We start from the raw sequence: 26923 nt of genomic DNA on the forward strand, positions 1-26923 counted from the left end.
CTGTATCTGAATAGATACCTGTATTGTGAGCTTATGCAGTTGCTCATCAGAAGAGCCAGAAATTTTGCGATCGCCTATTTACAGCTAGTTATAAAAATTAAAAAATGGTTTGTATTCAGGACTTTAGCGCGTAGACAATCAGGACTAAAGTCCTGACTACGAACCTTCTTTGCATTTTTTATTTCTTCCAAGGAAATTTTGTCCCCATTTCAGTTAATGCAGAAAAGATGAGATACGCAATTAGTAAACCAACACCTGCGAAAAAAGCTAGTAAGTCATTATCCATAAAAAAAGTCCGCTTGAGCGGACTAGGGTAGAAGGGTCAAATGATCGAAATTGACTATGAGATTTTTAAATCCCTCTTGTATTGTTAGCAATTAAGTCTTCAAAATCAACCATCAAGCAACAAGTTTGAGACATAATTACTAGAATTATGTCTTTGGTTGTAGATATTGGTAATCTAAAAAACATTAAATCAACTAAAAAACTTCTCCACACATCGTATAAATATCTCTACACCCATTCCTAAAGCCGTTTCATCAAAATCAAACCGGGGGTGATGATGGGGATAGGCTAAATCTTTTTCTGGATTAGCAGAACCGAGGAAAAAATAACACCCAGGAACTTCTTGTAAGAAAAATGACATATCCTCGCCGCCCATAGTTTGGCATTCAGGGACTATCCCCATAGGTGTGTCTATAACTTCCTCTGCAACCGATCGCACTAATTCCGTAATCCTTGTATTATTAATTACGGGGGGATAAAGTGACCCATATTCTAAATCATACTTTGCCCCATGACTTTGACAAATACCAGCAATAATTTGCTCAATGCGTTGATGAAAAAAGCCTTGGAAAGCAGGGTTAAAATACCTCACAGTTCCTTTCATAGTGGCTGTATCAGCAATCACATTGTGAGTTGTCCCCGCGTGGAGTGCGCCGACAGTCACCACGGCGGAATCAATGGGGTTGACATTCCGCGCCACAATGGTTTGTAAGGCGTTAACGATTTGGGCAGCCACTACCACAGAATCAACTGTTTGATGGGGTATTGCACCATGTCCACCTTTACCCAAAATTTTACAGTCAAATAATTCTACAGCCGCCATCAACGCCCCACTGCGAACTCCTACAGTTCCCAAGGGCAAATTATTCCAGAGGTGTAACCCAATAATTGCATCAACATCAGGGTTTTTCAGGACTCCAGCCTCAATCATTGGCTTTGCGCCCCCTGGACTTTCTTCGGCAGGTTGGAAGATAATTTTTACCGTACCCGCAAAATCTTGACGATGCTGTTGTAAATAATAAGCTGTTCCGAGAGCGATCGCAGTATGTCCATCATGTCCGCAGGCGTGCATCACCCCATCATGCTGTGAACAATAGGGTACTTCGTTGAGTTCTTGAATTGGCAAAGCATCCATATCTGCGCGAATTGCCAAAACTGGGGATTGGAGACTGGGGGGTTTTGTCCCTTTGATGGTGGCTAATATACCGGTTTTAGCAATCCCAGTTTGATGCTCTATTCCCCAGGTTTGTAATTTGTTGGAGATAAACTCGGCTGTTAGCTTTTCTTGAAAACCTAACTCTGGTTTTTGATGTAGTCTCCGTCGCCATTCTACTAACTGTGGTTGTAATGAACGAATTGCTAAACGCACACGCGATAGGTCTATGGAGGCGGGAGTGGGAAAGCTAGAAACCATCACAATTATTTTTGGCAGAGAATAGATTTTTTAACCACAGAGACACGGAGACACGGAGAAAGAAAAAAGTTAAGATAGTTTTTCTAAGTCTAGATTTGAGGCGATTTGAGCGAGTTTATCTAGGTCAGTGAGGTTGTCTATATATGGTAGATATCCCAATACGGGAATGTTGGTGAGGGATTGAATTAGGTCTTTTGGTGTTAAATCGGCGATTTGAGCGTCTGAATGGGGTTGTGTGCAGTTCAACACAATACCTTTGAGGTTTATCCGTGTTTGTCTGGCTAAGGCTACATTTGCTACGGTGTGGCTGATTGCGCCTAATTTGACTGGGACTACTAAGACTGTTGGTAAACGCCATTCTCCAGCTAAATCGGCTACTGTTAACTCATCGGTAACTGGTGAACCTAAACCACCTAAAGATTCTATTAACAGAAAATCACACTGCGATCGCAATTTGGTTAAAGCTTGCCAAACTATCCCTAAATCCACTGGACGATTTTCTTTAGCGGCGGCGATGGGAGGTGCTAAAGGTGCTTGAAAGTATAGGGGTGTAATTTCTTCTGGTGATTGTTCTAATTTAAATGTATTTTGATACCATTCGCGATCGCCTACTCCCGATTGAATTGGTTTCATTATCCCCAAGCGACTTTGAGGATGATGTTTTTGCCAGTAGGCTGCCAAAATGGTAGTCAAAACAGTTTTACCTGCTTCGGTATCAGTGCCAGTAATTAGTAGTTCTTTTAGCAAGCTAGTTTCAATCTGGATAACCGGAATTACTTTTGGGGATGAATTTGCAATTGTTCACAAATCATCAACATTCTAATACATTGCTGCGGAAATTTCCTCAAGACAAAGTAAACAAGGTAGAAATTACTCACCACCGGCTAAACGCCGCGCTACCGCTAACATCACGGGCTAAACGCCGCGCTACCGCTAACATCACTCACCACCCACCACTCATTACTCATTACTCATTACTCATTACTCATTACTCACTCCCAAACTCACGGTAAATTTGTCGCTTCAGGAATTGGGGGAACGGTGCTATCAACAGGCGGGTTGATCATCTCTATGTCATCCGTTGGGGTAGGTGTGGGTGTAGGAGTAAGGGTTGGAGTTGGGGTTGGGGTTGGCGTAAGTGTAAAACTAGGTGTGGGTGTGAATGTAGGTGTCGGTGTAAGTGTGGGTGTCGCTTGGATGGGTTTTTCTATCGCCACATTCAAGTTATAGTCACTAGCCGCTACTCCAGGGGCTAAAGTTAACTGAATAGTATATCTACCAGTGTTGGGCAATATACCTACATAGCTAGTTATTTGCTGTGCGCTACTGTCAATTGGTTGTTGATTAGGGGCTAATACTGTCACTAAAACGCCGTCCCCTTGGATAACAGAGATAGTTAACTTGTCACCTGCTTCTCCAAACAAACTGTATTGAATGATTTGATTGGCTTGGAGAGTGTCTTCAACTATGGCGGTGTTAGCATCTCCCAGATTAAGCCGTTTGTTAATAATTACAGGTTCTGGTGTGGGTGTGGGAGTGGGGGTCAATGTACCCTCAGTAATCACCGGTGAAGGAAAAGTTTGTGGTGGTAATGTTTCTTGTGGTTGGGATGATGATTGACTGCGGATAGAACTGACTAACGCCCAAGAACCGAAACCTGCCAAAATGACTACAGCACTGCCAATAGCCCCCAATGCCAAGGGATTATCTAGAACTGAACTACTCCGACTGGGTGGAATTACCGGATCGGGTTTGTTGGGTGCTGGTGCTGGTGGTGGTGGTACTAAATCAGGACGGCGACCAACAGCGACTGTTTGCACGCGGGAAATGTCCGGGAGAGAAACACTCATCCTAGATTGATCGAGTATTTGTAATGCTTGCGCCACTTCAGCAGTATTTTGATAGCGATCGCTAGGAGTATAATTCAACATCCTAGTCAAAATCTGGGCAAATACTGGATTCACACTCACCCACTTTTGCCAATTCCAAGTTAGTTGATTTTCATCAAATAATTCTGATGGTTCTTTCCCTGTCAACAAAACTATTGCTGTCACCGCTAAAGCATACAAGTCACTACTAGGATAAGCGCGCCCTGTTTGCATCTGTTCACTGGGAGCATAACCTAATTTGCCCACGGTGGTGACAGGTGTTGTATTATCTGGAAATTGCAGACGCGTTGCCAGTTCTTTAACTACACCAAAGTCAATCAAAACTGGTTGAGTATCGCCATCACGCAAAATAATATTGTCTGGTGAAATATCACGATGAATAATCCCCCGTCCATGAATATGCTCTAAGACAGGTAACAACGAGCGTATCAAATATAATACTTCCGCTTCAGTAAAACTTTGACCATTCTTTTGGCGTTCAGTCAAAATTTGCCGATAAGTTTTACCTGCAACGTAGTCTTCTACTAAAAACAAGCGTTGGTCTTGCTCAAACCTTTCGCGAAACCTTGGTATTTGGGGATGTATTATCTGATACAACACAGTTGCTTCCCTGTGAAACAGTTCTTGAGCCTTTTCCCAAGCTAAAGTCCCCGTTCCAGAAGGAATCAATTCTTTAATCGCGCACAGTTCATTAAAGCGTCTTTGATCTTCCGCCAAATAAGTTCTACCAAATCCCCCTTGTCCGAGAATTTGAATAATGCGGTAACGATTTTGCAGAACAGTGCCAATGGAGATTGGTGGTTGCATGATTCATTAATTAGAGTGTAGTGGCAGCTGAGAAGGAAGTCACCCACCAAGATAATCTCAGCAGTGACGACTTTGGGGGGTATAGGGCAATATTTGACAGACAGCGATATTCTACCTTACACAACACTCAGCACCCAGCACTCCCCACACCCCATAAGTCCTAGAAATATAGTTTTGACCGAAATAAATGGGATACAAGCCCCGTCACTTCGACAGGTGATACAGTGAGCCTGTCGAACTGCTCAGTGCATCGCCTTTTAGGATGGCTTTGTTTGTGTTATACTAATTGACGTAGAAGTTTTCCACGTCAAATGATAGTTTTGGAGTTTAAGGCAAAAGGGAAAACAACTCAATATGCAGCTATCAACGAAGCGATCAAGACCGCTCAATTTGTCCGCAACAAGTGTATCCGTTTTTGGATGGACAACCGAGATGTAGGGCAAAAAGAGCTATATCGCTACAACACTGCGTTAAGGGCTGAATACTCCTTTGTAAAAGACTTAAACTCTCATGCAACTCAGGTAGCAGTAGAAAGAGCATATAGCTCCATAGCTAGGTTCTACTACAATTGCAAGAAACAAATCCCTGGTCAAAAAGGATATCCCAAGTTTAAGAAAAATAACCGTTCGGTGGAATATAAGTCCTCTGGGTGGAAACTATCTCAAACGAGAAAACAGATCACCTTCACCGACAAAAAGGGTATTGGCAAACTTAATCTCAAAGGAACGTGGGATTTAAACTTCTACCCATTAGAACAGATAAAACGGGTGAGATTGGTACGTCGTGCTGATGGTTACTATGTTCAGTTTTTAGTCAGTGTAGATAATAAAGTAGAAACACAACCAACGGGTAAAACCATTGGCTTAGATGTTGGCTTAAAAGAGTTTTACACAGACAGTAATGGACACAGTGAACCTAACCCAAGGTTTTATCGCACAGGAGAAAAGCGTCTAAAGTTTCGACAAAGACGTGTCTCTCGGAAGAAAAAAGGCTCTATCAACCGCAAGAAAGCCATTAATAAATTAGGGCGAGTACACCTCAAAATAAGTAGGCAACGCGAAGAACACGCTAAGAGAATAGCGCGTTGCGTCATCCAATCTCACGATTTGGTCGCCTATGAAGACTTGAGGATAAAAAATTTAGTTAAAAATCACTGTCTTGCCAAATCTATTAATGACGCTGGTTGGTATCAATTCAGAAAATGGTTAGAGTATTTTGGGGTGAAGTTTGGCAGGATAACTGTAGCGGTCAATCCTGCCTACACATCGCAAGAATGCTCTAACTGTGGAGCATTAGTCAAAAAATCTCTATCCACAAGAACTCATGCTTGTGAATGTGGATTTGTGCTGGATAGAGATTGGAATGCTGCTATTAACATTCTGAAATTAGCCTTGAGTACGGTAGGGCATACCGGAACTTGGATCTTAGATCCGAACGCTTCAGGAGATTCGACCTCTACTTGTGCTGGAGAAATCCTGCATGAGCAAGTTGGGTCTATGAATGAAGAATCTTCGCCCTTATAGGGCGGAGAGTGTCAAATAGTTAATTACCGTGGTAGAATCTATTTGCTCAAAATATTGACAAATAATAAATTGTAAATCTGCTGTCAGCGTAAACCCTTCCGTAATGGAAATAAACTACCCTAAAAATACTCATAATTTTGTGAAGGTAGCATAATATTCAAATCTTCAGATCAGCAATTCTCATGGTTTTTATTGTTTAAAAACCATTGCGTTTATTTACATTCGCTACTTTGTTAAGAAAAGCTATAAATAGTCTTACCCGACAGTGATAATTTGGCGAAATATAGGATATGGGTCTGAGAAGAAAGGTAAATGTAACAATCTCACTCACTTGTACCTATTTTGCAACTACTAGTTGTGATTATTAGCAGTTCACCCTTATTCTTAGGGTTTTGAGAACAGTTATGAAAAACCCACATTCCATAACTAGCCACCTCATCAGTTATGACCTCCACCGCTAAGAATTGGGTCGTATTCCTAAACTAAAGATTTTTTTGGATTTATAACCAAAAATATAGTCAGTCAGTTTATATTATAATTTTGCAACTACTATCATTTAAATATTCAGTAAACATTCAGATGCCCTCAACATATTTGTCGGTAAATGTATGAGTTTGCTGAGTGCTGTAGCAATCCTCAATCCTTTGTGAGAGCCGAGTACCCTGGTTTCTTTAAGAAAGCAGTGTTTATAGTCTCGGAATTCTGACAAATCAAATAGGATAGTTATATCAGTTCCAGAACGATTCAGTCTTGAATTGACACATACAATAGATAGAGGCGGCAATCTCACAAAGATTTTGTTTTTTCTTGTTACCCCAGGTGCAACTAATGAGACTAGTTTACAGAGTTGGTGTCAGTTCATTTATGAAGAATTTTTGGCGACAAAGAACGAAACATGAGCAGCTAATGATTATGTTGAGAAATATTTAAAGTAATTATCAAAGCTTCAAGAAAACTTACAGATGTTTTTTTGGGTCTATTTCAGTTAAATCTACTAAATATCTAGTGCTAATATTGCCATGAATGCACATCGAGGATCTGCTGTGCTCAGTTCTGCCACTTTCAAAGTGCAGCCAGCTGCAACAGGACTGACTGAAAATCATCGCCTGCGGCTTTTTTCTGGTTCTGCCAATGTACCACTTTCTCAAGAAGTAGCTCGTTACCTGGGTATGGACTTAGGCCCTATGATTCGCAAAAGATTTGCGGATGGGGAAATATATGTCCAGATTCAGGAATCGATTCGGGGTTGTGATGTCTACCTCATCCAACCAACCTGTCAACCCGTGAATGATCACTTGATGGAATTGCTGATTATGATTGATGCCTGTCGGCGCGCTTCTGCACGGCAGGTAACAGCAGTAGTTCCTTACTATGGTTATGCTCGTGCTGATCGAAAAACAGCCGGGAGAGAATCCATCACGGCCAAACTAGTTGCTAACCTGATGACTCAAGCAGGTGCTAACCGTGTTCTGGCAATGGATTTACACGCCGCTCAAATTCAAGGCTATTTCGATATTCCCTTTGATCATGTCTACGGTTCACCTGTCCTTCTGGATTATTTAGCTAGCAAACAACTGCATGATATTGTAGTTGTCTCCCCCGATGTTGGAGGTGTAGCCAGAGCTAGGGCTTTTGCGAAAAAACTGAATGATGCCCCCTTAGCCATTATTGATAAGCGTCGTCAGGCGCACAATGTGGCGGAAGTGTTGAATGTAATTGGTGATGTCAAGGGTAAAACCGCCGTTTTGGTTGACGACATGATTGACACGGGTGGAACAATTGCCGAAGGTGCTAAACTACTGCGTCAAGAAGGCGCACGTCAAGTATATGCTTGTGCTACCCATGCAGTATTCTCTCCACCTGCGGTTGAGCGGTTGTCAAGTGGTTTATTTGAGGAAGTGATTGTCACCAATACAATTCCCATACCAGAAAGCGATCGATTCCCCCAACTAGTCACGCTTTCAGTAGCTAATTTGTTAGGGGAAACCATCTGGCGGATTCATGAAGATACTTCTATAAGTAGTATGTTCCGTTAATTAGTGCTGAGTGCTGAGTTCTGAGTGCTGAGTTCTGAGTGCTGAGTGCTGAGTGCTGAGTTCTGAGTTCTGAGTTCTGAGAGATGTAGCATTGCTACGTCTCTTTCTCTGAATAACGCATATTTAATTTCTGGATATGTCTATTATCTCCCCAGTACCCAGTACCCAGTCCCCAGTCCCCAGTACCCAGTCCCCAGTACCCAGTACCCAGTACCCAGTCCCCAGTCCCCAGTCCCCATGAACCATGAGCCATCCTCATGTTTCATCAAGACTGTCTTCTTGAATCGCTACCAAATTCTCAATTGCTGTAACTACTCGTGTTAACTCTTCAACAATGGCAGTAGGTTGAGTTTTATTAAAAGCATTTGTCATCGCCCGATAATACCAAAGCGTACCAGCTTTACCTCCTTGGAAGCGTTGCCAGAGTAATTCACCAATTAAGCGATAATCTTTGAGAATTGAGCGGGCATTGTAGAGTTTATCAGCTGCGGATACTAGTAATACTGATGGAGAAGCCGTAGCCAAGTGAGCAATATATGCCTCCTTGCGTTGTCGCCAAGGGGGTTTAGGTATGGTGTCCGTATCCGTACAACCATCGACAATTGCTGTGACATTTTCACCAAAACGGCGGCAAATTTCTGCTCGTGTGGCTGCACCGCCTTGGTCTTCTATGGCATCATGTAATAAGGCTGCGATCGCTTCATCTTCATTCGCACCATATTCTAAAGCAATACTGGCAACACCTAATAAATGGGAAATATAAGGAACACCAGAACCTTTACGCACTTGTTGAGCATGGAGTTCTGCTGCGTAGGTTAAAGCTTGGGTAAAACGTTCAGAAAGTACCATATCAAAATCTCGGAATACTTTTGAGCAAAATTTATTTTTTCAGTCAGAATACCCGCAGAAGTATAATTATTATTAATACACATCTGCGAGGTACGGATGACTACTAGTATTTCTCATACTTTATTTGTTTGCACAACCTGTGCCAGTGTTTGGCAAGATGGTAAACGCATAGGTGAAAGTGGTGGTCAAAAACTGCTCAATCAGTTGCAACATCTGGTGCAAGATTGGGAATTACGTGATCACTTCTCCATCCAAGCAGTTGAATGTATGAGTGCTTGTAACCGTTCCTGTGTCGTGGCTTTTGCGGCTGAAGGTAAAGTGACTTATTTATTTGGGGATTTAGCAAGTGATGCTAGTATATCTGCTGTATTAGAATGTGCTAGTAAATACTATGCCAAAGAAGATGGGTTACTACCTTGGTCAGAACGTCCAGAACCATTAAAAAAAGGAATATTGGCCAGGATTCCATCTTTATAGTATGAATCGTGTTTTAATTCTGGGTGGAACTGGAGATGCGGCAGAGTTAACTGCCAGAGTGGCGAATATTCCAGGGATTGAAGCGATCGCATCTTTAGCCGGTCGTACTCGTGAACCATCAGTCCCAGAAGGGAATGTGCGGATTGGTGGTTTTGGCGGTGCTGCTGGATTAGCTGATTATTTGCGTCAGATGCAAGTTGACTTACTCATCGATGCTACCCATCCCTTCGCCAGTCAGATTTCCTGGAACGCGGCGGCGGCGGCGAATCAAGTTAATATACCCAGGTTAATGTTAATTCGTCGTCCTTGGGAGATGCACCCCATCTTAGGCGATGACTGGATAGAAGTAGATAATCATCAAGCTGCTGCCAAAATTTTGGAAAATCAAGCAAAAAGAGTCTTTTTAACCGTTGGTAGACAAGAATTAGCAGCTTTTGCCCACTTAAACAATATTTGGTTTCTGATGCGGATGATTGACCCCCCTAGTGCTGAGGCTTTAGTACCACCGGGAGTGATATTGTGCGATCGCGGCCCCTTTGTCTTAGATAATGAGCGGCAAATCCTGATTCAGCACAGCATTGACACTATAGTCAGCAAAAATAGCGGTGGTAACGCTACCTACTCCAAGATAGTTGCCGCGAGAGAACTAGGTATACAGGTTGTGATGATAAATCGTCCTCCCATACCACCAGGGGAGCAAGTAGCAGATGTTGATGATGCAGTCACATGGCTGCTAGGTCAAGTCGCTTCGCTCCAATTCAAAATTCAAAATGACGCTCGCGGACTCGCTAACGCTGCGCTAACAAAATTCAAAATTAAATACCCCACGGATAAATCCGGGGGCTTGAATTAATGCTGTTTCACTTTTTTCTTCTCCATCAATAAATTTAGGGGCTTGTATCCTTTTTTCTTTGGTCAAATATGATAAAAAAAGAGTGGGAGAAAGCATATCAATCGCTTTAATCATTTATCTAAGAGCAAAAAGATATAGCATATACTGAGCATCGACCTTAGCAGTCCCAAGGCGGACGATTGATTGTTGTGCAACCAGTTGACTTTACGACCCTCACAGCCGCTTGTAGCGAACTTCGCACGCACTGGCTACCCTCACGTTTAGAGCAAGTGTATCAGCGCGATCGCTATACTATTGCCATAGCTTTACGTACCCTGAAAACTAAAGGATGGTTAGAAATTTGTTGGCATCCTCAAGCTACACACATTTGCATTGGCAACCCGCCACCACGCACACCGGATACTTTTACTTTTAGCCAACAATTGGTACATCAGTTGGGTGGATTAGCCTTAGTAGGAATTGAGGCGATCGCACCTTGGGAACGGGTGATTGATTTACAATTTGCCCGTCGTCCGGGAGAAGAGGCACTATATCATCTCTATGCAGAGATTATGGGCAAATATAGCAACGCCATCCTCACTGAAGCCAATAATCTCATTATCACAGCCGCTCATCAAGTCAGTCAGCAACAGTCTAGTGTCCGTCCCATCCAAACAGGACAACCCTATGAAACACCACCACAACTGACTGGCCCAGTACCTAGTCTGAGTGAATCCCCAGAACGTTGGCAAGAAAGGATTAGCTTAGTTCCAGGGGCGATTAAAAAGCAGTTACTCAAAAGTTATCGCGGCTTAAGTGCAGCATTGGTTGAGTCTATGTTGCTGGCGGTGAATATAGCACCGGAAACTAGCACTGATGCCCTCACGGCAGAAGATTGGCAAAGATTATGGCACAACTGGCAAGTATGGCTGGAAACTTTAGAAAATAGCAAATTTCAGCCAGCTTGGACTGCCAACGGCTACACGGTGATGGGTTGGGGTGGGGTTAAACCAGCTAAAGATATTCAGACATTAATTAGTGAATATTACACAGGACAACTCAATCAACAGCTATTTGCTCAGTTACGCCATCAACTAAGTCAGAAATTGAGTAACATTCTGACCAAATTACGGAATAAAGCCCAGACATTTAGCGATCGCCTGCGACAATCAGATAACGCCGATGACTATCGCCAAAAAGCCGATTTATTAATGGCGCACCTATACGAATGGCTACCAGGGATGAAAACCATTACCCTGAATGACTTTGAAACTGGTGAACCTGTAGCGATCGCCCTCCAGCCAGATAAAAACGCCGTGCAGAACGCCCAAAACCTCTATAAACAGCACCAAAAACTCAAACGCGCCCGCATAGCTGTAGAACCATTACTAAAAGATGTACAAGCAGAAATTGATTATTTAGAACAAGTAGAAGCAGCAATTACTCAAATAGATACCTACCAAACAGCAGAAGATTTACAAGCCTTAGAAGAAATCCGCGACGAATTAATTGGACAAAAATATCTAGAAGAATTAGATTACCGTCGCAGTAGTAATGAAACTGCTAGCACCAACTTTCGTAACTACTCCACACCTAACGGCTTTCAAGTTTTAATTGGTCGTAACAATCGCCAAAACGACCAATTAACCTTTCGGGTAGCCGGAGATTATGACTTGTGGTTTCATGCTCAAGAAATTCCTGGTAGCCATGTCCTATTGCGTTTAGAACCCGGTACTGTAGCAGATAACACAGACTTACAATTTGTCGCCAACCTCGCAGCGTATTACAGCCGCGCCCGTCAAAGTGACCAAGTACCAGTAGTTTACACCGAGCCAAAACACGTCTATAAACCCAAAGGTGCTAAACCAGGAATTGCCATTTACAAACAAGAACGCATCCTGTGGGGAAAACCGCAGTTAGTGAATTAAGGGGTGTAGAGAGACAAGGGAGACAAAGGAGACAAGGAAAATTTTACCCCAATCCCCAAAAACCTCGCGCCGTGGAAGCCCCTGCTGTACATTCACAAATTGAATGTCGCTGCTTAACAAATTAATGTCGCTAAAATATTGTGTGATTTAAACCATAAGCTTGCCGCGCGTTAAGGCATAAACTTGCCGTTGACTAACCTCAAATACTAATTCTTTTGTAAGCTTGTTTCCACCTAAAAGCACAGCTTTCAAGCATAATATTGCCGGAATTGAAATTTTAAATCGTAAGATTGCCGAAATTTGAACTGTCTGATATTATAGCTGTTCTGTCAGGTGCAACAGTGCTACTAACGGATAGTTTGCCAACTATGCCAGAGTTTCCTTCGTCTGATGAGTTAGTAAAAATACTTGACCGTATCCTCGATGGTAGTCGAAATCAAAACGATATTAATTTACTACGGCAATATCTGAGGACAGTTGATGGTCAAAATCAGGTGCAGTTAGCAAATTACATTGTTAACCTTGCCGAAGGAAATGGAGTTCATATTGGCGATCGCATCACCTACCAAGGTATCGACGAAGAAACAAAGACCATTCTCCGCCAGTTACAAAAATTTCTCCAGGAAAGCCAAGTTTCGATTTCGTCTAATTGTTCTCCTCAAACCCCAACTAAAAAGTTTTTAGTCAACACTAATTCATATAAGCCAGTTAGTCCACCACCCTCTGAGCTTAATATTTTCGAGTTTGAAGTGGTAACTGTAGACCATAAAGGAAAAGAAACAAAGTGTTACCGTACACAAACTGAGTATTTTCTAGAAGACTTAGGAAATAGTGTTGTACTGGAAATGGTTTCCATTCCAGGTGGTAATTTTCCAATGGGTGCATCACGAGAGGAAGAAGCATCACAAGAAGATGAACGTCCTCAACATTTAGTTAATATAAAACCCTTCTTTATGGGTAGATATTCTATTACCCAAAGACAGTGGAGAGCTATTGCAAACCTCCCTAAAATAAACCACCACCTCAAACCCGACCCATCCTGTTTTCATGGCGATAATTTACCTGTAGAACGAGTTTCTTGGTATGATGCACTAGAGTTTTGTGAGCGACTGTCGCAGAAAACAGGAAAGCAATATCGCTTACCCAGTGAAGCTGAGTGGGAATATGCTTGTCGTGCTAGAACCTCAACGCCATTCCATTTTGGTCAAAAAATTACAGATAAATTAGCCAATTATTGCGGTAAAAACGACAATATAAATAGCGTTAATCGCCAATGTACAACAGAAGTTGGTAGTTTTCCAGCTAATACTTTTGGCTTATACGATATGCACGGTAATGTTTGGGAGTGGTGCGCTGATTATGAACACGATGACTATCAAGACGCACCATTAGATGGTAGTGCATGGGTAGATGATGGCAATGAAGAATATAGAATTTTGCGTGGTGGTTCTTGGGGTCATCCTGCAAATTTATGTCGTTCTACATCTCGCTTTTCTGAAGCTGCAACCACAAAGGACAAGCAAATTGGATTCCGGGTTGTCTGCTCTTTGATCTAAAAATTTTTGACTATTGTGAAATTAATTGATAAATTTTTGCTTTTATACTCTCAATCGACGATAAATCGGAAAATTGTACACTTGTTTCTTGGCGAATTTGAGGCTTAATATTTAACGATGTCCTGCCACATTGCGTTCTGTAAGGGTGAGAAAGCCAATTCCAAGTTCCTATAATAGCCAGTTTCGTATCACGTACCAAAATTCTTTCATTTGTTCCTCTACTTTCTATATGTTTTCCTTCTCCTAAGCGAATTAATTGTGAACCTGGATATTGTGAGAATAAATGTCTCAGCTTATTCTCAATTGTGGGATCATTATTATCATTCTCCTCGTTACCTTTGTTTCCGTAAACTACTGTTACTTTAACTCTTCTTTCTAAAACTGAAACAACCTCTTTACCAAACAGTTTTGATTCACTTCCCCTAATCCAAGGCGTGACAATTATCAATTCTTCCTCTGCTTGGTCGATAGCTTCTCTAAAAATTCTTAAATGAGCGCAATCATAAACCGGAGTAGTACCAGGTTCTGCTTTAGGAATTTCTGCTGCTGATTTATACTCTAATACAACTCCATACTCTCGAATATGTTCAACAAGTTGCCGAGTCAGGTTTCCTTTTTCTAGTCTGTAAAGATTACCAACTAAAATAAATAATTCTTTAGCTCTTGATACAGCAACATTTAAAAGATTTGGTCGTTTGTTAATCCAGTAAACATTATCTTGTGGTTGACATACTTTTGTAGATAGGATAATGACTTTTTTCTCAGAACCTTGAAAAGTGTGAACTGTGCCAACAGATTTTGAGTCTAATTGAGAGAATTTTTCTCTTAATTGTTCTCTCAACGCAGCAGCATGAAATTTAAAAGGTGAAATAACGCCTATATCTTCTACTGAGTAACCTTGTTTAACTAAATGCTCAATTATCTCACATACAGCAGTAACTTCTTCCTCATTAACATTATTGCGGATATTACCTTCAACATCATAAGCAATTAAGTGCGACTCTACTAAAGAATTGACTGGTTCTGTTTTGATTTCTAAATCATAGTCAGCAATAGCATTGCAATATTGAATAATACTAGGCTGACAACGGTAATGTTCTCTTAAAATAATTCCTTTACCTTTATCTTCTCCTTCTCCAGTTGCTCCAGCAGCGCGGTGATAAGCCGTAGCACTATACTCCTCTTCTGGACTATAACGATGGTAATCAATGTCTGTTAATCCTCTATTAATAAACGCTGTTTGGCGATAATCTTCACGTCTTTGATTGCTCAAAGTAATAATAGGTTCAATTTGTAGAGGATCACCAACAATAATAGCTTTGCGCGATCGCACTAATAACGGAAAAGCCTTATGCTGGTCAATCATTCCCGCTTCGTCTATGATTGTGCGGTCAACACATTCCTCAATCCAAGGAATCATTTTGCGGATTGAAAGTAATGTGCAAGTGATTACCGGAAAAATCAAGCTGAGATTTTTAATATGCTCATCTAGGTTTTCCGCAATCTTATATTTCGACTTCCAATCTCCTGAAATAAGACTACAATAAATTTCTAGAGTTGGTTTGATGTTATATTTGTTGTAGAGTGCTTGTTGAATAAGAAACTCACGCGATAGCTTAAATAGGTCTTTTTGCTTGTCATGAAATTTCTGGTGAAATGAGGTATAAAAATTTTCTGGTGGATTAGCCAAGCTAATCTCTAATAACTGGAATTCCTTCAAAGCATCTTCCATCTGCTGATTTATCTGGTCTCTGTCTTTATATTTTTCCTCTAATCTTTTTTGTACATTTTTTAACTCACCTGCTTCATTTATTCTTTCTCTAACTAAGCCTGCTTTTTGAATTAAATCAGCGCGATTGGTAGGTGGTTCTATAGGGAAAATAGTTGTAGATGTTTGTTCTATAGCTGATTTACAAGCTGAATTTAGCTCACGCAAAATACGTTCTTCCGTTTTCCCAGTCAACCAACGCCAAAAGCGAACCCACCAATTTAATCTGCTTTCCGATAGAAGTGATTCAGCCTTATTAAAATGCTTTTCTATGATGTTATACGCTTGTATTGGTAGTTGATTGTACTGTGATAAATCTCTGGCTCGTTGCTGAAAAGGAATTAAGGTTGAGAGAATTTCGTCTAAATTCTGTTGCAGCCTTTGAATCTGTTGTGAAAGATGTTTATGTCTTTGTTTATCTAAATCCCACTGTTGGCTTAATTTTAAATATCTAGACTCTTCTGCTAACAATTCTTCTTTAATCTGTTGAATTTTTCGTTTTAATAAATTATTTAGTTGCTCATCAAATTGATTCTTTTGTAAAAAATCAATAGCTTGTCGTAATTTTGCACTAGCTCCATTAGCTGATCCAATATTATCTTTGTTTCCACCTTTGAGATAAAATAAATCGTTTTTTAAAAATTCATCTAGCTTTTCAATAACATTATCAACTGCTTTATTATTCGTGCTGCTAACTACTGTTAGGTTATTGATATCCTGACCAATTTCAATTAAACTGAGTGCGCGTTTAACTACCTGTTGAGCAATAACATGAAGAATCAGAGTAGTTTTACCCGAACCAGGCGGGCCTTGTACAGCTGTTATCGGTTCACTTTGAGCGTGTTTGAGTGCTGTGGATTGTGAATTAGTCGGTGGATGAGGAGTTGGGAAAGCTCCTATGTAGATAACTTCTTGTTTTGCAGGCTTAGGTTCACCAAACAAATATTCAAACCCAGGATGTCCTTTTGAGCAATTTTTTGAGCCTGATTTAATCTCTTTTAAGTCTCGCCGGAGATTAGCAGAGTATCCACTTCCTTTAAATTCAAATAAATATGGTTGTGGTTTAATTTCTTTGATCTGATGTGAGTAAGGTACACTAACTGACTTCATCCAATCTTCATAAGTAGTCTCTAAGTCTAGTCCGAAGGTAGAGTTTAGCAAATTCCTCAACCCATGTTGAGTGTTCAGTTGCTCTCGTTCTTCATCATCAAGTTTTAGAAACTTCGCTAAATTTTCTCCTGCTTCTATTAAATTGAGGTTGTCAATACTCCATCCCTGTGGTTGATGTTTTCCTTGAAGAACAGATGTTACATCTAAGCTAAATAAAGGACGAAGATAAGATTTTCCGTCTTCTTGAGTACGAATTGAAGGGAAAGATAGTACCCAAATCTCATCCTCTTGACTTTGCTTTTTTGTAGTAACTGTTCGGGACAATTCTAAAAAGGTAGATTGCTCAATAAATATGTCATTACCTTTTAAGCTTATACCATGCAGCTTTAATGGATTTTTACCTATTTCTATTCCTGCTTTGCTGTAATCATCTAAAGCAACATAGTCTAACCAAGCGTTGAGAATAGCATCTACCTTACTAGCTACGTTCAAAACTACCTCCAAGTTACTGTACTGGCTTTAGCGTTGCATTATCCCTTTACTTAGATGCTAAGGTAATTTGTTACACAAAAAATGTTTAAACTTATACAATTTGGTTAAAATGCTTAAATCAGCAAGCAATGTTTACAACGGGCTACGCCTACGCACCTTTGAGCTAAAATCAAACTACTCATCGATTAACTTTCTGGCACTGCCATGAGCATCTCTCAGCCACCGAAACTATCCTGTCTGCCAACAAAGCTACCCATTGATGGTGCAGTGCGGATTGATTTAGAGGAAGGTATCCCAGTTTTTCGAGCATCCAGCACTGTCCAAAGTCGCGTTGAAGAACTATTGGCAAAACTGCAAGCAACTTCACTGAGTACAGAAGAAGAACAAGAACTTGATTGCTACGAAGAAATTGATGATTATTTAAGCTTTGTCAATCGTACAATTCGTAATTTAACCTGAGTTCGGGATAAGGAAAAGGACAGGTAGTAAGCTGAAAATAACAACAAATCCAGCAGCCTGTCCTATGTTTAGTTTAGATGCTTTGTTCTGTCATGTAGATGATTTCTGTAAAGCGTTTGAAGCGCAATGGCACAAAAAATTGTTAAATCATGGAGGAATAAAACGTTTTCGTGCTAAAAGCTTATGTTTAAGTGAAATCATGACAATTATCATCGCTTTTCATCAAAATCACTACCGGAATTTCAAGCATTTTTATTTAAATCAAGTGAAACAACAGTGGAGTTCTGCATTTCCAGGTCTTCCTTCTTATCAACGATTTATTGAATGGATGCCATCAACCTTGATACCTTTGTGTGTCTATCTGAAGCATTGTTTTGGACAATGTACAGGTATCGGTTTTATCGATTCAACTTGCTTGAAGGTATGTCATAATCGTCGGATTTCTAGGCATAAGGTGTTTGAAGGTTTAGCCGCTCGTGGCAAGACTTCTGTGGATTGGTTTTTTGGTTTTAAGCTGCATCTGGTCGTCAATGAGTTTGGTCAACTCTTAAATGTATCTCTGACTCCTGGTAATGTCGATGACCGTCAACCAGTACCCGATTTACTGAGTGGTCTGTTTGGCAAAATATTTGCCGATAGAGGTTATGTTTCACAAAAACTTGCTTCTCAACTTTTACAAGACTTCGGAATTGAATTTTTTGCCAAACCCCGTCGCAATATGAAGAATAAGCTAATGCGTCTTCATGACAAGCTTTTGTCCCGTAAACGCTCAATTATTGAGACGATTAATGACCAACTCAAAAATATTTCTCAAATTGAGCATTCCAGACATCGATAGCGAAGCGGTAGCCGGTACCCCGGCGTCAGCCCTGTTAATTTTTGCGTTAACGTTCTTTGCGGATTAATCGCTTATTGTCATCAACCTAAGAAACCTAGCCTTCAACTGGAGTGGCTTTTACCTCCTTATCTTTAACCCGAACTCAGGTTAATTTATCCCTTGCGTCAACTCAGCCAGCATCCTAAATTGTGTCCTCTCGTAGTAAAATCCCTGAAGCTACCCAAAAGCAGGTACGTCAACGAGCCAAGTACCTATGTGAGTATTGCCATGCCTCTGAACAATGGCAGTATGTACAGTTCACCGTAGATCATGTTATACCCTTGTCATTAGGTGGAACAGATAATTTGGAAAATCTGGCGTTGGCTTGCTTTCACTGCAATCGCAGAAAGACAAATCGGCTGACAGCAACTGACCCTCTATCTGGAGAAGAAGTTTCATTATTTAATCCACGACAGTGTAACTGGAGTGAGCATTTTATTTGGTCTGCCGATGGACTATTAATTGTGGGTTTGACAGCTACAGGACGAGCGACAGTCACCGCATTAACTTTGAACCGGGAACGGGTGATCAATATTCGTGAAGCTGATAAAGAAATAGGTCGGCATCCACCAATGGATGATCCTATGCAAACAACATTTGAGCAAGGCGGATAGGAAATAGCTTCACAGATGCTTTCGTTTCTGCTTGTTATACTACAGATGAGGGTAATGTGCATCACATTGTAGGTAAAATTACCTTGCAATCTGGCTGGTGGATCGCCATCCATGTATTAAGTTCAATCTCAATTTATTGTTGGTGAACTCGATGTTCACGAAGGTGTAACCTCATAAATGTGATGCTCAACCCTCTTTTAATTTTGATTAAAACTTAATTTGTTTATTACTTTATTTGAACAAAAGTAGTAAATGAAATTGAAAAAAGGTAAATAAATGTCAGTTAATCAAGGTGAGTCTTCTGACGACAGCTATGAAATTGATGAAGACATAGAGCAACAACTAAATAGGTGGTGGCGGGAAGCAAACGATTTAGAGAATGATTATTGGTATAGGCAAAAACAATTACAAGGTAAAAATACAAGAAATAAACAAGGAAAGGAGAAATTATTAGAGAAATACTATTTACCTCAATGTAACTCTTTCAGAGAAATATCAAAGTTAATAAATATTGATTTAGCAGATTTACGATTATTAGTTTTTTCGCCTAAGCAAGATGCAGCCACAAAGCACCATTATATTCTTTTTTATATTCCGAAAAAAACAGGTGGAGAAAGAATAATTTCTGCTCCAAGTCAGAATTTAAAGAATGTACAGTATTGGATTCTAAAAAATATTTTAAAAAAGCTTGAGCCTTCTCTTCATGATGCTGCTCACGGTTTTCGTAACAGCGAAATAATAAAAGAAAAACATACAATAAATATAAAATTCTTCATAACACAAATTTTAAAGGCAAAATATATCAGTATCTTCTATAAATTTAGGTTGATATTGAAATTGATAATCTATGCAATTGCTTTGCCTGAACTAATTCAGTATCCAAAATTTGGTAAACGCCGCTCAATTGTAACGAATGCAGAGCCTCATGTAGGGGCAGATGTAATTATTAATGTAGATATTAAAGACTTTTTCCATTCTATCTCTTATAAACGTGTAAAAGGTCTTTTTAGGTCTTTTGGATATTCAGAATCAGCATCAACAATCTTTGCTTTACTGTGTACTGTCACTTTTGTGAACCATCGTAGTTATCTACCGCAGGGTGCGCCAACTAGCCCTATGATTACGAATCTAATATGTCGCCGTCTCGATCGAAGATTGACTCACATGGCTGAAAGTTTTGGATTTCGTTATACGCGCTATGCTGATGACTTAACCTTTTCTTCTTCTGATGAGAGTGTATGCAATATAGGAAAAGTTTTAAGGCATACAGAGGGGATTGTAAAGCATGAAGGGTTTGAAATTAATAGAGATAAAACCCAAATTATGCGTAAATCTAATAGATTAGAGGTTACTGGGATTGTAGTCAACAGCAAACCTAGTATTTCGAGAGAGAAGTTGAAACGTTTTCGTGCAACTCTTTATCAAATTGAGAAAGATGGTTTAGAAGGTAAGTTCTGGGGTAACTCAACAGATGTTATGTCTTCAATTCAAGGTTTTGCAAATTTTGTTTACATGGTTGACCCCCAAAAAGGAGCTAAATTTCGAGACCAGATACGTATTATAAAAGAAAAATATAAATGTTGATTACTAAAGTTAAATAAAAATTTAAAAAATTTTTATTATGCTATGGTGTATCAATGAATTTGTCTTTTCGTGGGTAAAGTGGAATTAATTTATCATGCTCTTGGGTCATACTAACTCTAACGGCTAGTATTCTTGCCAACGTGTAAATATCAGGATCATCAAGGTCTATTGTGAAAGACTGCACAAGACTTTTTAGAACCTTTGAAGTACCAATATGTTTGAGTGCTGCTATAGCTTCTTGTTGGACTGCTGCATCTGGATGGCTTAGAGCTTGAATTAAAGCTGTAATCGATTTAGAACATCGAATTTTTCCCAAAGCTGCTGCTGCTCGTCCTCTAACATCACTATTTGGATCAACAAGCGATCTAATTAAGAATTTAACCGCTTCAGGACTACCTATTTCTCCCAATGCTGTTGCTGCCCTACATCTTATGCTGTTGTCTAAAGGATCTAGCTTGCTGATTATGTCTGAAAATAATAGTACAGGGTCAGATTTTTTTAAATTAGAAAAATAAATTTTTTTAAAAATTAGCCTAATGATATGTATGTTCCACTGTATTTTTCCGAGAATTGCAGCAGCAAACATTTTGAAATAGTTATCTGGAGACGTTAAGGCTGAAATTAAGGCTTTTGTAGCTTTCGGATCGCCAATTCTTTCTAAAGCTAATACTGCTTGTTCTCTAACTGAAATATCTTTATCTTGGATTTTACTCGCCAATGCCATGACTGCTGTAGGATGAGATATTCGACCTAATGCGATCGCCACATATTTTCTAACTGTAACATCCGGATCATCTAAAGCAAGAATTAATGCTTTAACTGCATGAGGATGGCGAATTTTACCCAAGGCAACAGCAATCCATCGTCTAACATAACTGTCAGAATCATTAAGACTATCAATTAAGCTCTCAACTACTTCTATATTTTTATAGTGCTTCAATTCTTGAACAGACCATTTAATTTTTCCAAGTGCTGCTGCAACCCACTTTTTATCTTCATGCTTTTTTTGTTTAAGAGCATGAATTAAACACTCAATCACCTCTGGAGTGCTGATTTCTGCTAAAGCTGCAAAAGCTTCTCTTCTGACATCATTATCTGAATGATTGAGATAGCCAATTAAAATTTTTACACATTGAGAATTGCCAATTTCTCCAAGAGCAGTGACAGCACGCCATCGGATATCCCTATCCTGGTCTTCGATAAATTGAGTAAGTAACTCAATTGCCTGGGGTATATCCGTCTTACCCAGAGCCATTATCACTTCTCTTTTAATACTAAACGAATTATTGACAACTTGTTTTAATGTTTCAACCGCTTGTAAACTGTTGATTTTTATTAAAGATATAGCAGCTTCCACTCTGACTTCATCATCTAAATCATGAATGGCTTTATTCAATATATTTATTGCTTTTGCATTACCAATCTGCCCTAAAGAAATAATGGCTTTTTTCCTGACTTTAAGACACCGTAAATCAATTTCTTCAATTGCCTGGTTAATTATTTCCTGAGTATCAGTTTTCCTTAACTCTTGAATTATTTTTTGAGTTAATACATTGTATATTTCATCATCATAATAATGTTGATTATCTAGAAAAATTCCTAGTGAATCATTTCTGATTTCTAATATTGTTGATAACCATTGTTTAAATTTATCTTCTAGTGGTTCTAATACTTGCGTTAAGCAATCAACTACATCATTATCACCAATCTCTCCAAATAAAACTATAGTTTCTTTCATAAAAATACTATGTAAAAAACTAGAGCATTCTAGTAACAAATTAATAATGTTAAAATTATGGATTCTATAGAAATCATTTATATAATATTCTCTATATTCGTAATTAATACAACATTGTATAACATAATCTTGAAATTTTGATATAAATATTTGAAAACTTAATTTATTTATATATTTGAGGTGTTTTTTAAGTATTTTTATGATTAATTTGGGACTTTGATTCATTTTAAAAGATGTAAAAATTGCTTTTATTACATTATGATTATTTTCATTTATTGCTTGTATAACACAAGCTTTAATTACTGTTTCTTCTTCAAGACATCCTAAACTTAAAGCAGTCCAAACCCTGACATAAATATCCTTATCATTAATGGTTTTCATAAAAGCTTCTACAACTTGTGAACTAGCTGTTTTTCCTAAGATTTTTACTGCTTCACATCTGATCTCTGAAGAACTGTGCTTTAATGTTATATTTAATAATTTATCTTGCATTATGTTGTTCGTATAAGCAATTCTTTCGACAACTACAGTAATAAAGACTATATATGGACGAGATTGCCATAATTCATAAATTTCTTCAATAATTTTTTGCATGAAGGGATAAGATTGCTCCTTGCATTCGGCAATACATTCACCTGATAGCAGTAGAAGACTATGAAAAATATCGTCTTTTTCTAGAGAGATAGCTTTGAGTAGAGGAATTGGATTATCTAATAATCCTGCTAATAGGCTTAATGTCTCATGCCATTCATATTTATACAAGTTTGTTTTTACTAGAGAAATACCTCTATTAATGTCTGTTTCCATTAAATGCTTTAAGTGCAAAGCTGTGAAATATTCTTGGAATGTTCGATGCAAAAACAAATATTTTTTGTTATCCCCGCTCAAATTTTGCAATATGCCATCTTGTTGAGATAGTTCTGCTATGAGTTGAGAAGTATTTTTATTTATAAAATCTGTTGATATAGAGGGATTTTTGAGATATTTTTCAATTTTGCTGCGAAGGTCTTGTATAGTAAATATATCTTTCCTCTCACAGCTAAATTGATAGGCAATTTCTCCTAATAAATCTTGTTTGGCTGCTATCCAACTACTATCAGGTATTTGCCTACTGTTATCACTACACCAATTTCCCAGCATATAATCCACTACCATTTCATATACTTGGCAACGTCGTGTAGGAAGCTTGACACTTTTTTCTTGGTACAAACTACAGATCAACGATAACAGCAGTGGATTTTGGGCTAAACTGCGAATTTGAGGTTTTTTGTACAACTCCCGCATCAGTTCTGACACAGTATTGCTATTGTTAAACCATTTTTTGAGATACTGCCCCGTCTTTTGCAGGTCAAACGGAACAATTTCCACTTCTTTGACCCCATTTATAAACGTCCCACTGTGGTAGCCTACTATTCGGGAAGTGCCAATAATTTGACAAGGATAATTGTTAGCAAAACGATTTAGTTTCTGTGACAGATAAATATGCTGTTCTACTAAAACTTCATCTAGTCCATCTAATAGCAAGAGACATTGCCCCAGTTTCAACTTTTGCTGCAATAGCACCAAGTTCATTGGTGCTGTATTGGGATAATCGCGCTGTATAATTCGAGAAATACTGTCAAAAACTTCTTCATCTTTAGGAGTATCGGCTAAATCTACAAGCCTTAAATATAGTGGAAATACAATATTTTCTATATTCTGCCCATTTTCTATTTCCTGACGTGCTTGCTCGGCATTAGATATTGTTTCCATCCGCAATAGTGTAGACTTACCCATCCCTGGATTAGCCAACACCATGATAGTTTTATGCTGCTCTTTAAAAACCTGCCAGTCTACTTGTTCTTGCTGGGCTTCTTTGCTTTTGTTTTTGGGCTTATAAAAAGATTGAAGATTATGGTCTAATTCTGCATATATATAAGTGCCTTCCACTTCATTTTGATAGTGGCGTTCCAAGGTTACTTCGACAGGAATATATTGGTCTTTGATAGAAATGGGTTGTTGTTTGTGAGATAGAGTAATGAATTTGAGGGAATTTTCTATCTCCTCTAGAAACTGCCGGACATTTTGCCTTTGAACTTCTGGGCTAGGTGTCTGATTCTGATTTGCAAACCATTCATTATCAAGATTAAGGGTGTTGGCTATTCTGAGTGCTTTTAACGTTTTTTGGAAAAATTGTTTAATAGCCTCAGTATCAGTACCTTGGGAAGTGACATCGCAAAAATAGCTATCCTGTGCATGATTAATATAGTTGATGTACTTAGCTATGTGTAAATTTATTTTGTCGTTTCCTTCACAGGCTTTGCGAATGGCTTCAATTTCATCATCGCTTAAATTCTTTCCTGCAATTTCTTGAATAATAAATTTTAATTCATCTGGGTTAGGCATTAATAATTCCTTATTGCTATTCCACTATTATTGGTTATAAGTAATTGATTATAAAAAATTCTTGAGATTAAATTCGTTAAATTTATAGAGACGTTTATGTAATAGCAATGTTACTGCTGTACAAACGTCTCCACAAGAATCAAATATTATTTAATTAACGTTGAATAACATCCCCAATATGAATACCCTCAGCTTTTTGTATATTAGTAATAAATTTACCGTGTTGATGTATTACATCAGCAATTTTGTAAATAGTCTGTGTCGCTTCAGGCTTCACTTCTTCCCATCCTTTATCGGGTAAACCTTTACCACCGCGAAGCTTGGCAATTACGAAATCTCCTCCAGTCATATCATTTTGAGGGACTTGCTCCTTGTTATATAACTGACGCGCAGTTTCAGGTACTGCTTTGCCAAGATGATTCATGATGTTAGAAACTCTTACTTCTGTATCACCTGGTTTGTTTCCCGCACCTTGTAAAGCTTCCAGAAAATGATAGGTGTAAATACTAATTGTTTCATCTTTTACCCAGTAAGATTTTTGCTCACCTTCAGAGGAAGTGAAAACTACTCTGCCTTTACCTTGTTTCAACTCATCAATTAAACCTTTGGATGGTGCAACTCGGATAAAATCATCAAACTCTTCTTCAAGTTCTAAATCTGCATCTTTAGAAGTTGCCATTCCTGCTGCGTGACAACTATCAATTACAACTAATAAACGTTCAGATTGAATTTGGCGTAATGCGGATGTAAAATCTTCTGCTGATAATGCTGAACTGGCGATTTTAGTGGGTTTAATGTCATGCTGCAATAAATAATATTGTTTTGTGGTTTTATCTACCCAGCCATGTCCTGAATAATAAACAAATACCGTAGCACCAGGGTCAGATTCTGCTTTTTCTTTTAACCACTTTAATCCATCCAAAATACCTGCCTTGGTTGCATCTTTGTTATTCAGTACCCGAATATGAGCCTGTTCATGGTCATCAGGATAACCACATAGATCAGGATCAATTAAGGCAGCATAGATTGCCTGGGTATCTTTGACAGTCACAGGTAAAGATAATTTACTATAAGCAGACTCACCAACACCAATTAATAACGCATAACCGTGAGTGAATTTCTCAGTCATTTCTATCTTGTCCTATCAATAAAGTGGCTAATACAAAATAATCTGGTTATTCTTCGTACCGACTAATACGGAATATTACGTAGTTGTAAGGTAGTTGAGAATTGTCTGCTTTATGGACAATGGCTCCTACCTCTGGTTTGTAAATCCATTTGTTCCAGTCAATGACTGTTTCATCAGCAACTTGCACAGCAATATAATTACCTTCAGCTAAACGACAACCCATTGCGGAATCTTCAAAATCTAGTCCCAGGTAAAATTTTTGTACAGCGACATTTTCATTGCGTTGAGCGAGTAATTTTACAACTCCTAAAGTAATTTCTGTAAAAGGTGCGATCGCTGGTTGAGTAGTGGTTAAAAGTTTGAGTCCACTTTGAAAAGGTGAAGATTCTAATGCTGCTAATATTGTCTTGTCTTCCTCATTTTTCACGTTTACTGTTGAGCATTCAAAGGCTATTCCCTGTGAACCCACATTTAAACCAATAAATACGGGGTAGCCAGCAATACCAGCAGATTGTCCCTCTTGCACCCGATAGGTTTGACTGAAGCTGACTGATTCTTGGGTATTAGCGAGTTGATTTCTCACAGCAAAAGTAATTAAGACATTATGTGTCCCTCCACCGGGATACTTTTCAATGTGGAGGCGGTCTAAGCGAATATTGATGCGGTTGTTTTTAAGGCTATTGTCGGGTTGGATTGCACTAGGATGTTGGATGGCTTGGGGTTGTATTGAACCTGAGTTATAAGGCGCGATGTAACCAAACTTGTGTGTTGCATACATCCAGGGTTGGTCTTGCACTAAGTTTAAAAACTCTAAAATCCCTTTATCAAAACTTTCTAAATTAGAATCCCCCACAACAATGCTTTGCACATCAGGGTCTTTCATTTGTTGCAGTTTTGCAGCTATCCATTCAGGATCTTCAGATTCACTAATAGCCTTAATGTCCTCAAATACACTACTCAGCATCTTGCTTTCCCATTAAGAAATATAAACTTTGATAGCATAAGTTTTGTAGCAGCGTATTTCTACGGTTAGCTAACTGCTTAATTTTAGACCCTAAAATGATGAATACGGTAAAATAGCTCAATTTTTTTGATTTTTTTCAGATTTTGTTTTAGCTAGATAATTAAACATCAGGTGGTTTAAGATTAGACACTGGGTGTGTGAAAAGCA

At 38.9% G+C, this 26923-nt stretch carries 18 protein-coding genes and 1 pseudogene; 10 read left to right on the forward strand and 9 right to left on the reverse strand.

The annotated features are described in order from the left end of the window. Positions 1-475: 475 nt before the first annotated feature. From L6494_RS09855 to L6494_RS09865, 3 genes are all read right to left on the reverse strand, one after another. The gene (locus L6494_RS09855) at positions 476-1699 is read right to left on the reverse strand and encodes a M20 family metallopeptidase (protein ID WP_237994278.1); all 1224 of its coding nucleotides are present in this window, start codon (positions 1697-1699) and stop codon (positions 476-478) included. A gap of 69 nt (positions 1700-1768) precedes the next feature. Further along, positions 1769-2446: a dethiobiotin synthase gene (gene bioD, locus L6494_RS09860; protein WP_237994282.1), complete on the reverse strand. Its 678-nt coding sequence runs from the start codon at positions 2444-2446 to the stop codon at positions 1769-1771. 257 nt (positions 2447-2703) lie between these two features. Then, positions 2704-4395 (reverse strand): serine/threonine-protein kinase, encoded by a 1692-nt coding sequence (locus tag L6494_RS09865; protein WP_237994284.1) that lies wholly within the window; start codon positions 4393-4395, stop codon positions 2704-2706. A 311-nt stretch (positions 4396-4706) separates the two neighbouring features. On the opposite strand from L6494_RS09865, the gene L6494_RS09870 reads away from it, so the two are divergent. Then, positions 4707-5918, forward strand: coding sequence for an RNA-guided endonuclease InsQ/TnpB family protein (locus tag L6494_RS09870; RefSeq protein ID WP_237994286.1), 1212 nt, complete (start codon positions 4707-4709; stop codon positions 5916-5918). Positions 5919-6937: 1019 nt separating this feature from the next. Then, positions 6938-7954, forward strand: coding sequence for a ribose-phosphate pyrophosphokinase (locus L6494_RS09875; RefSeq protein ID WP_237994289.1), 1017 nt, complete (start codon positions 6938-6940; stop codon positions 7952-7954). Positions 7955-8048: 94 nt separating this feature from the next. Here L6494_RS09875 and L6494_RS09880 read toward each other — a convergent pair whose 3' ends face one another. Then, positions 8049-8207, reverse strand: coding sequence for a hypothetical protein (locus L6494_RS09880; protein WP_237994292.1), 159 nt, complete (start codon positions 8205-8207; stop codon positions 8049-8051). Between the two features lie 2 nt (positions 8208-8209). Then, positions 8210-8803 carry an HD domain-containing protein gene (locus tag L6494_RS09885; RefSeq protein ID WP_237994294.1) on the reverse strand — a complete coding sequence of 198 codons (594 nt, stop codon included), beginning with the start codon at positions 8801-8803 and terminating at the stop codon, positions 8210-8212. A gap of 96 nt (positions 8804-8899) precedes the next feature. Here L6494_RS09885 and L6494_RS09890 point away from each other — a divergent pair, with 96 nt between their 5' ends. The 4 genes from L6494_RS09890 to L6494_RS09905 all read left to right on the forward strand — a co-directional run bounded on the left by L6494_RS09890 (position 8900) and on the right by L6494_RS09905 (position 13596). Then, entirely contained in the window at positions 8900-9280 is a 381-nt protein-coding gene (locus L6494_RS09890) for a DUF1636 domain-containing protein (protein ID WP_237994296.1), read from the forward strand. A gap of 1 nt (position 9281) precedes the next feature. Beyond that, positions 9282-10133, forward strand: coding sequence for a cobalt-precorrin-6A reductase (locus L6494_RS09895; protein WP_237994299.1), 852 nt, complete (start codon positions 9282-9284; stop codon positions 10131-10133). A 188-nt stretch (positions 10134-10321) separates the two neighbouring features. Then, a complete protein-coding gene (locus L6494_RS09900; protein ID WP_237994301.1) occupies positions 10322-12040 on the forward strand; it encodes an Rqc2 family fibronectin-binding protein in 1719 nt (572 codons plus the stop codon). A gap of 341 nt (positions 12041-12381) precedes the next feature. Continuing rightward, the gene (locus L6494_RS09905) at positions 12382-13596 is read left to right on the forward strand and encodes an SUMF1/EgtB/PvdO family nonheme iron enzyme (RefSeq protein ID WP_237994303.1); all 1215 of its coding nucleotides are present in this window, start codon (positions 12382-12384) and stop codon (positions 13594-13596) included. 10 nt (positions 13597-13606) lie between these two features. On the opposite strand, the gene L6494_RS09910 is transcribed toward L6494_RS09905, so the two are convergent. Next, positions 13607-16966, reverse strand: a complete 3360-nt coding sequence (locus L6494_RS09910) for an AAA domain-containing protein (protein WP_237994312.1) — start codon at positions 16964-16966, stop codon at positions 13607-13609. A 204-nt stretch (positions 16967-17170) separates the two neighbouring features. Here L6494_RS09910 and L6494_RS09915 point away from each other — a divergent pair, with 204 nt between their 5' ends. From L6494_RS09915 to L6494_RS09930, 4 genes and pseudogenes are all read left to right on the forward strand, one after another. Next, a complete protein-coding gene (locus tag L6494_RS09915; protein WP_237994314.1) occupies positions 17171-17425 on the forward strand; it encodes a hypothetical protein in 255 nt (84 codons plus the stop codon). Between the two features lie 64 nt (positions 17426-17489). Next, positions 17490-18398: pseudogene (locus L6494_RS09920) on the forward strand (IS982 family transposase). Positions 18399-18451: 53 nt separating this feature from the next. Beyond that, a complete protein-coding gene (locus L6494_RS09925) occupies positions 18452-18916 on the forward strand; it encodes an HNH endonuclease (protein WP_237994316.1) in 465 nt (154 codons plus the stop codon). Between the two features lie 276 nt (positions 18917-19192). After that, positions 19193-20500 carry a reverse transcriptase family protein gene (locus L6494_RS09930; RefSeq protein ID WP_237994319.1) on the forward strand — a complete coding sequence of 436 codons (1308 nt, stop codon included), beginning with the start codon at positions 19193-19195 and terminating at the stop codon, positions 20498-20500. Between the two features lie 40 nt (positions 20501-20540). On the opposite strand, the gene L6494_RS09935 is transcribed toward L6494_RS09930, so the two are convergent. The 3 genes from L6494_RS09935 to L6494_RS09945 all read right to left on the reverse strand — a co-directional run bounded on the left by L6494_RS09935 (position 20541) and on the right by L6494_RS09945 (position 26716). Beyond that, positions 20541-24623, reverse strand: a complete 4083-nt coding sequence (locus L6494_RS09935; RefSeq protein WP_237994321.1) for a HEAT repeat domain-containing protein — start codon at positions 24621-24623, stop codon at positions 20541-20543. A gap of 154 nt (positions 24624-24777) precedes the next feature. Then, positions 24778-25752 (reverse strand): caspase family protein, encoded by a 975-nt coding sequence (locus L6494_RS09940; protein ID WP_237994323.1) that lies wholly within the window; start codon positions 25750-25752, stop codon positions 24778-24780. 46 nt (positions 25753-25798) lie between these two features. Further along, positions 25799-26716, reverse strand: a complete 918-nt coding sequence (locus L6494_RS09945; protein WP_237994325.1) for a hypothetical protein — start codon at positions 26714-26716, stop codon at positions 25799-25801. Positions 26717-26923 lie beyond the last annotated feature (207 nt).

Origin of the sequence: Nostoc sp. UHCC 0870 (assembly GCF_022063185.1) — a bacterium.
Taxonomy (GTDB): Bacteria; Cyanobacteriota; Cyanobacteriia; order Cyanobacteriales; family Nostocaceae; genus Trichormus.

Coding starts and splice junctions, on each gene's coding strand:
- L6494_RS09855 (WP_237994278.1), bottom strand. CDS start 1,699: ATGGTTTCTAGCTTTCCCACTCCCGCCTCCATAGACCTATCGCGTGTG.
- L6494_RS09865 (WP_237994284.1), bottom strand. CDS start 4,395: ATGCAACCACCAATCTCCATTGGCACTGTTCTGCAAAATCGTTACCGC.
- L6494_RS09870 (WP_237994286.1), top strand. CDS start 4,707: ATGATAGTTTTGGAGTTTAAGGCAAAAGGGAAAACAACTCAATATGCA.
- L6494_RS09875 (WP_237994289.1), top strand. CDS start 6,938: ATGAATGCACATCGAGGATCTGCTGTGCTCAGTTCTGCCACTTTCAAA.
- L6494_RS09880 (WP_237994292.1), bottom strand. CDS start 8,207: ATGGCTCATGGTTCATGGGGACTGGGGACTGGGGACTGGGTACTGGGT.
- L6494_RS09885 (WP_237994294.1), bottom strand. CDS start 8,803: ATGGTACTTTCTGAACGTTTTACCCAAGCTTTAACCTACGCAGCAGAA.
- L6494_RS09890 (WP_237994296.1), top strand. CDS start 8,900: ATGACTACTAGTATTTCTCATACTTTATTTGTTTGCACAACCTGTGCC.
- L6494_RS09895 (WP_237994299.1), top strand. CDS start 9,282: ATGAATCGTGTTTTAATTCTGGGTGGAACTGGAGATGCGGCAGAGTTA.
- L6494_RS09915 (WP_237994314.1), top strand. CDS start 17,171: ATGAGCATCTCTCAGCCACCGAAACTATCCTGTCTGCCAACAAAGCTA.
- L6494_RS09930 (WP_237994319.1), top strand. CDS start 19,193: ATGTCAGTTAATCAAGGTGAGTCTTCTGACGACAGCTATGAAATTGAT.
- L6494_RS09935 (WP_237994321.1), bottom strand. CDS start 24,623: ATGCCTAACCCAGATGAATTAAAATTTATTATTCAAGAAATTGCAGGA.
- L6494_RS09940 (WP_237994323.1), bottom strand. CDS start 25,752: ATGACTGAGAAATTCACTCACGGTTATGCGTTATTAATTGGTGTTGGT.
- L6494_RS09945 (WP_237994325.1), bottom strand. CDS start 26,716: ATGCTGAGTAGTGTATTTGAGGACATTAAGGCTATTAGTGAATCTGAA.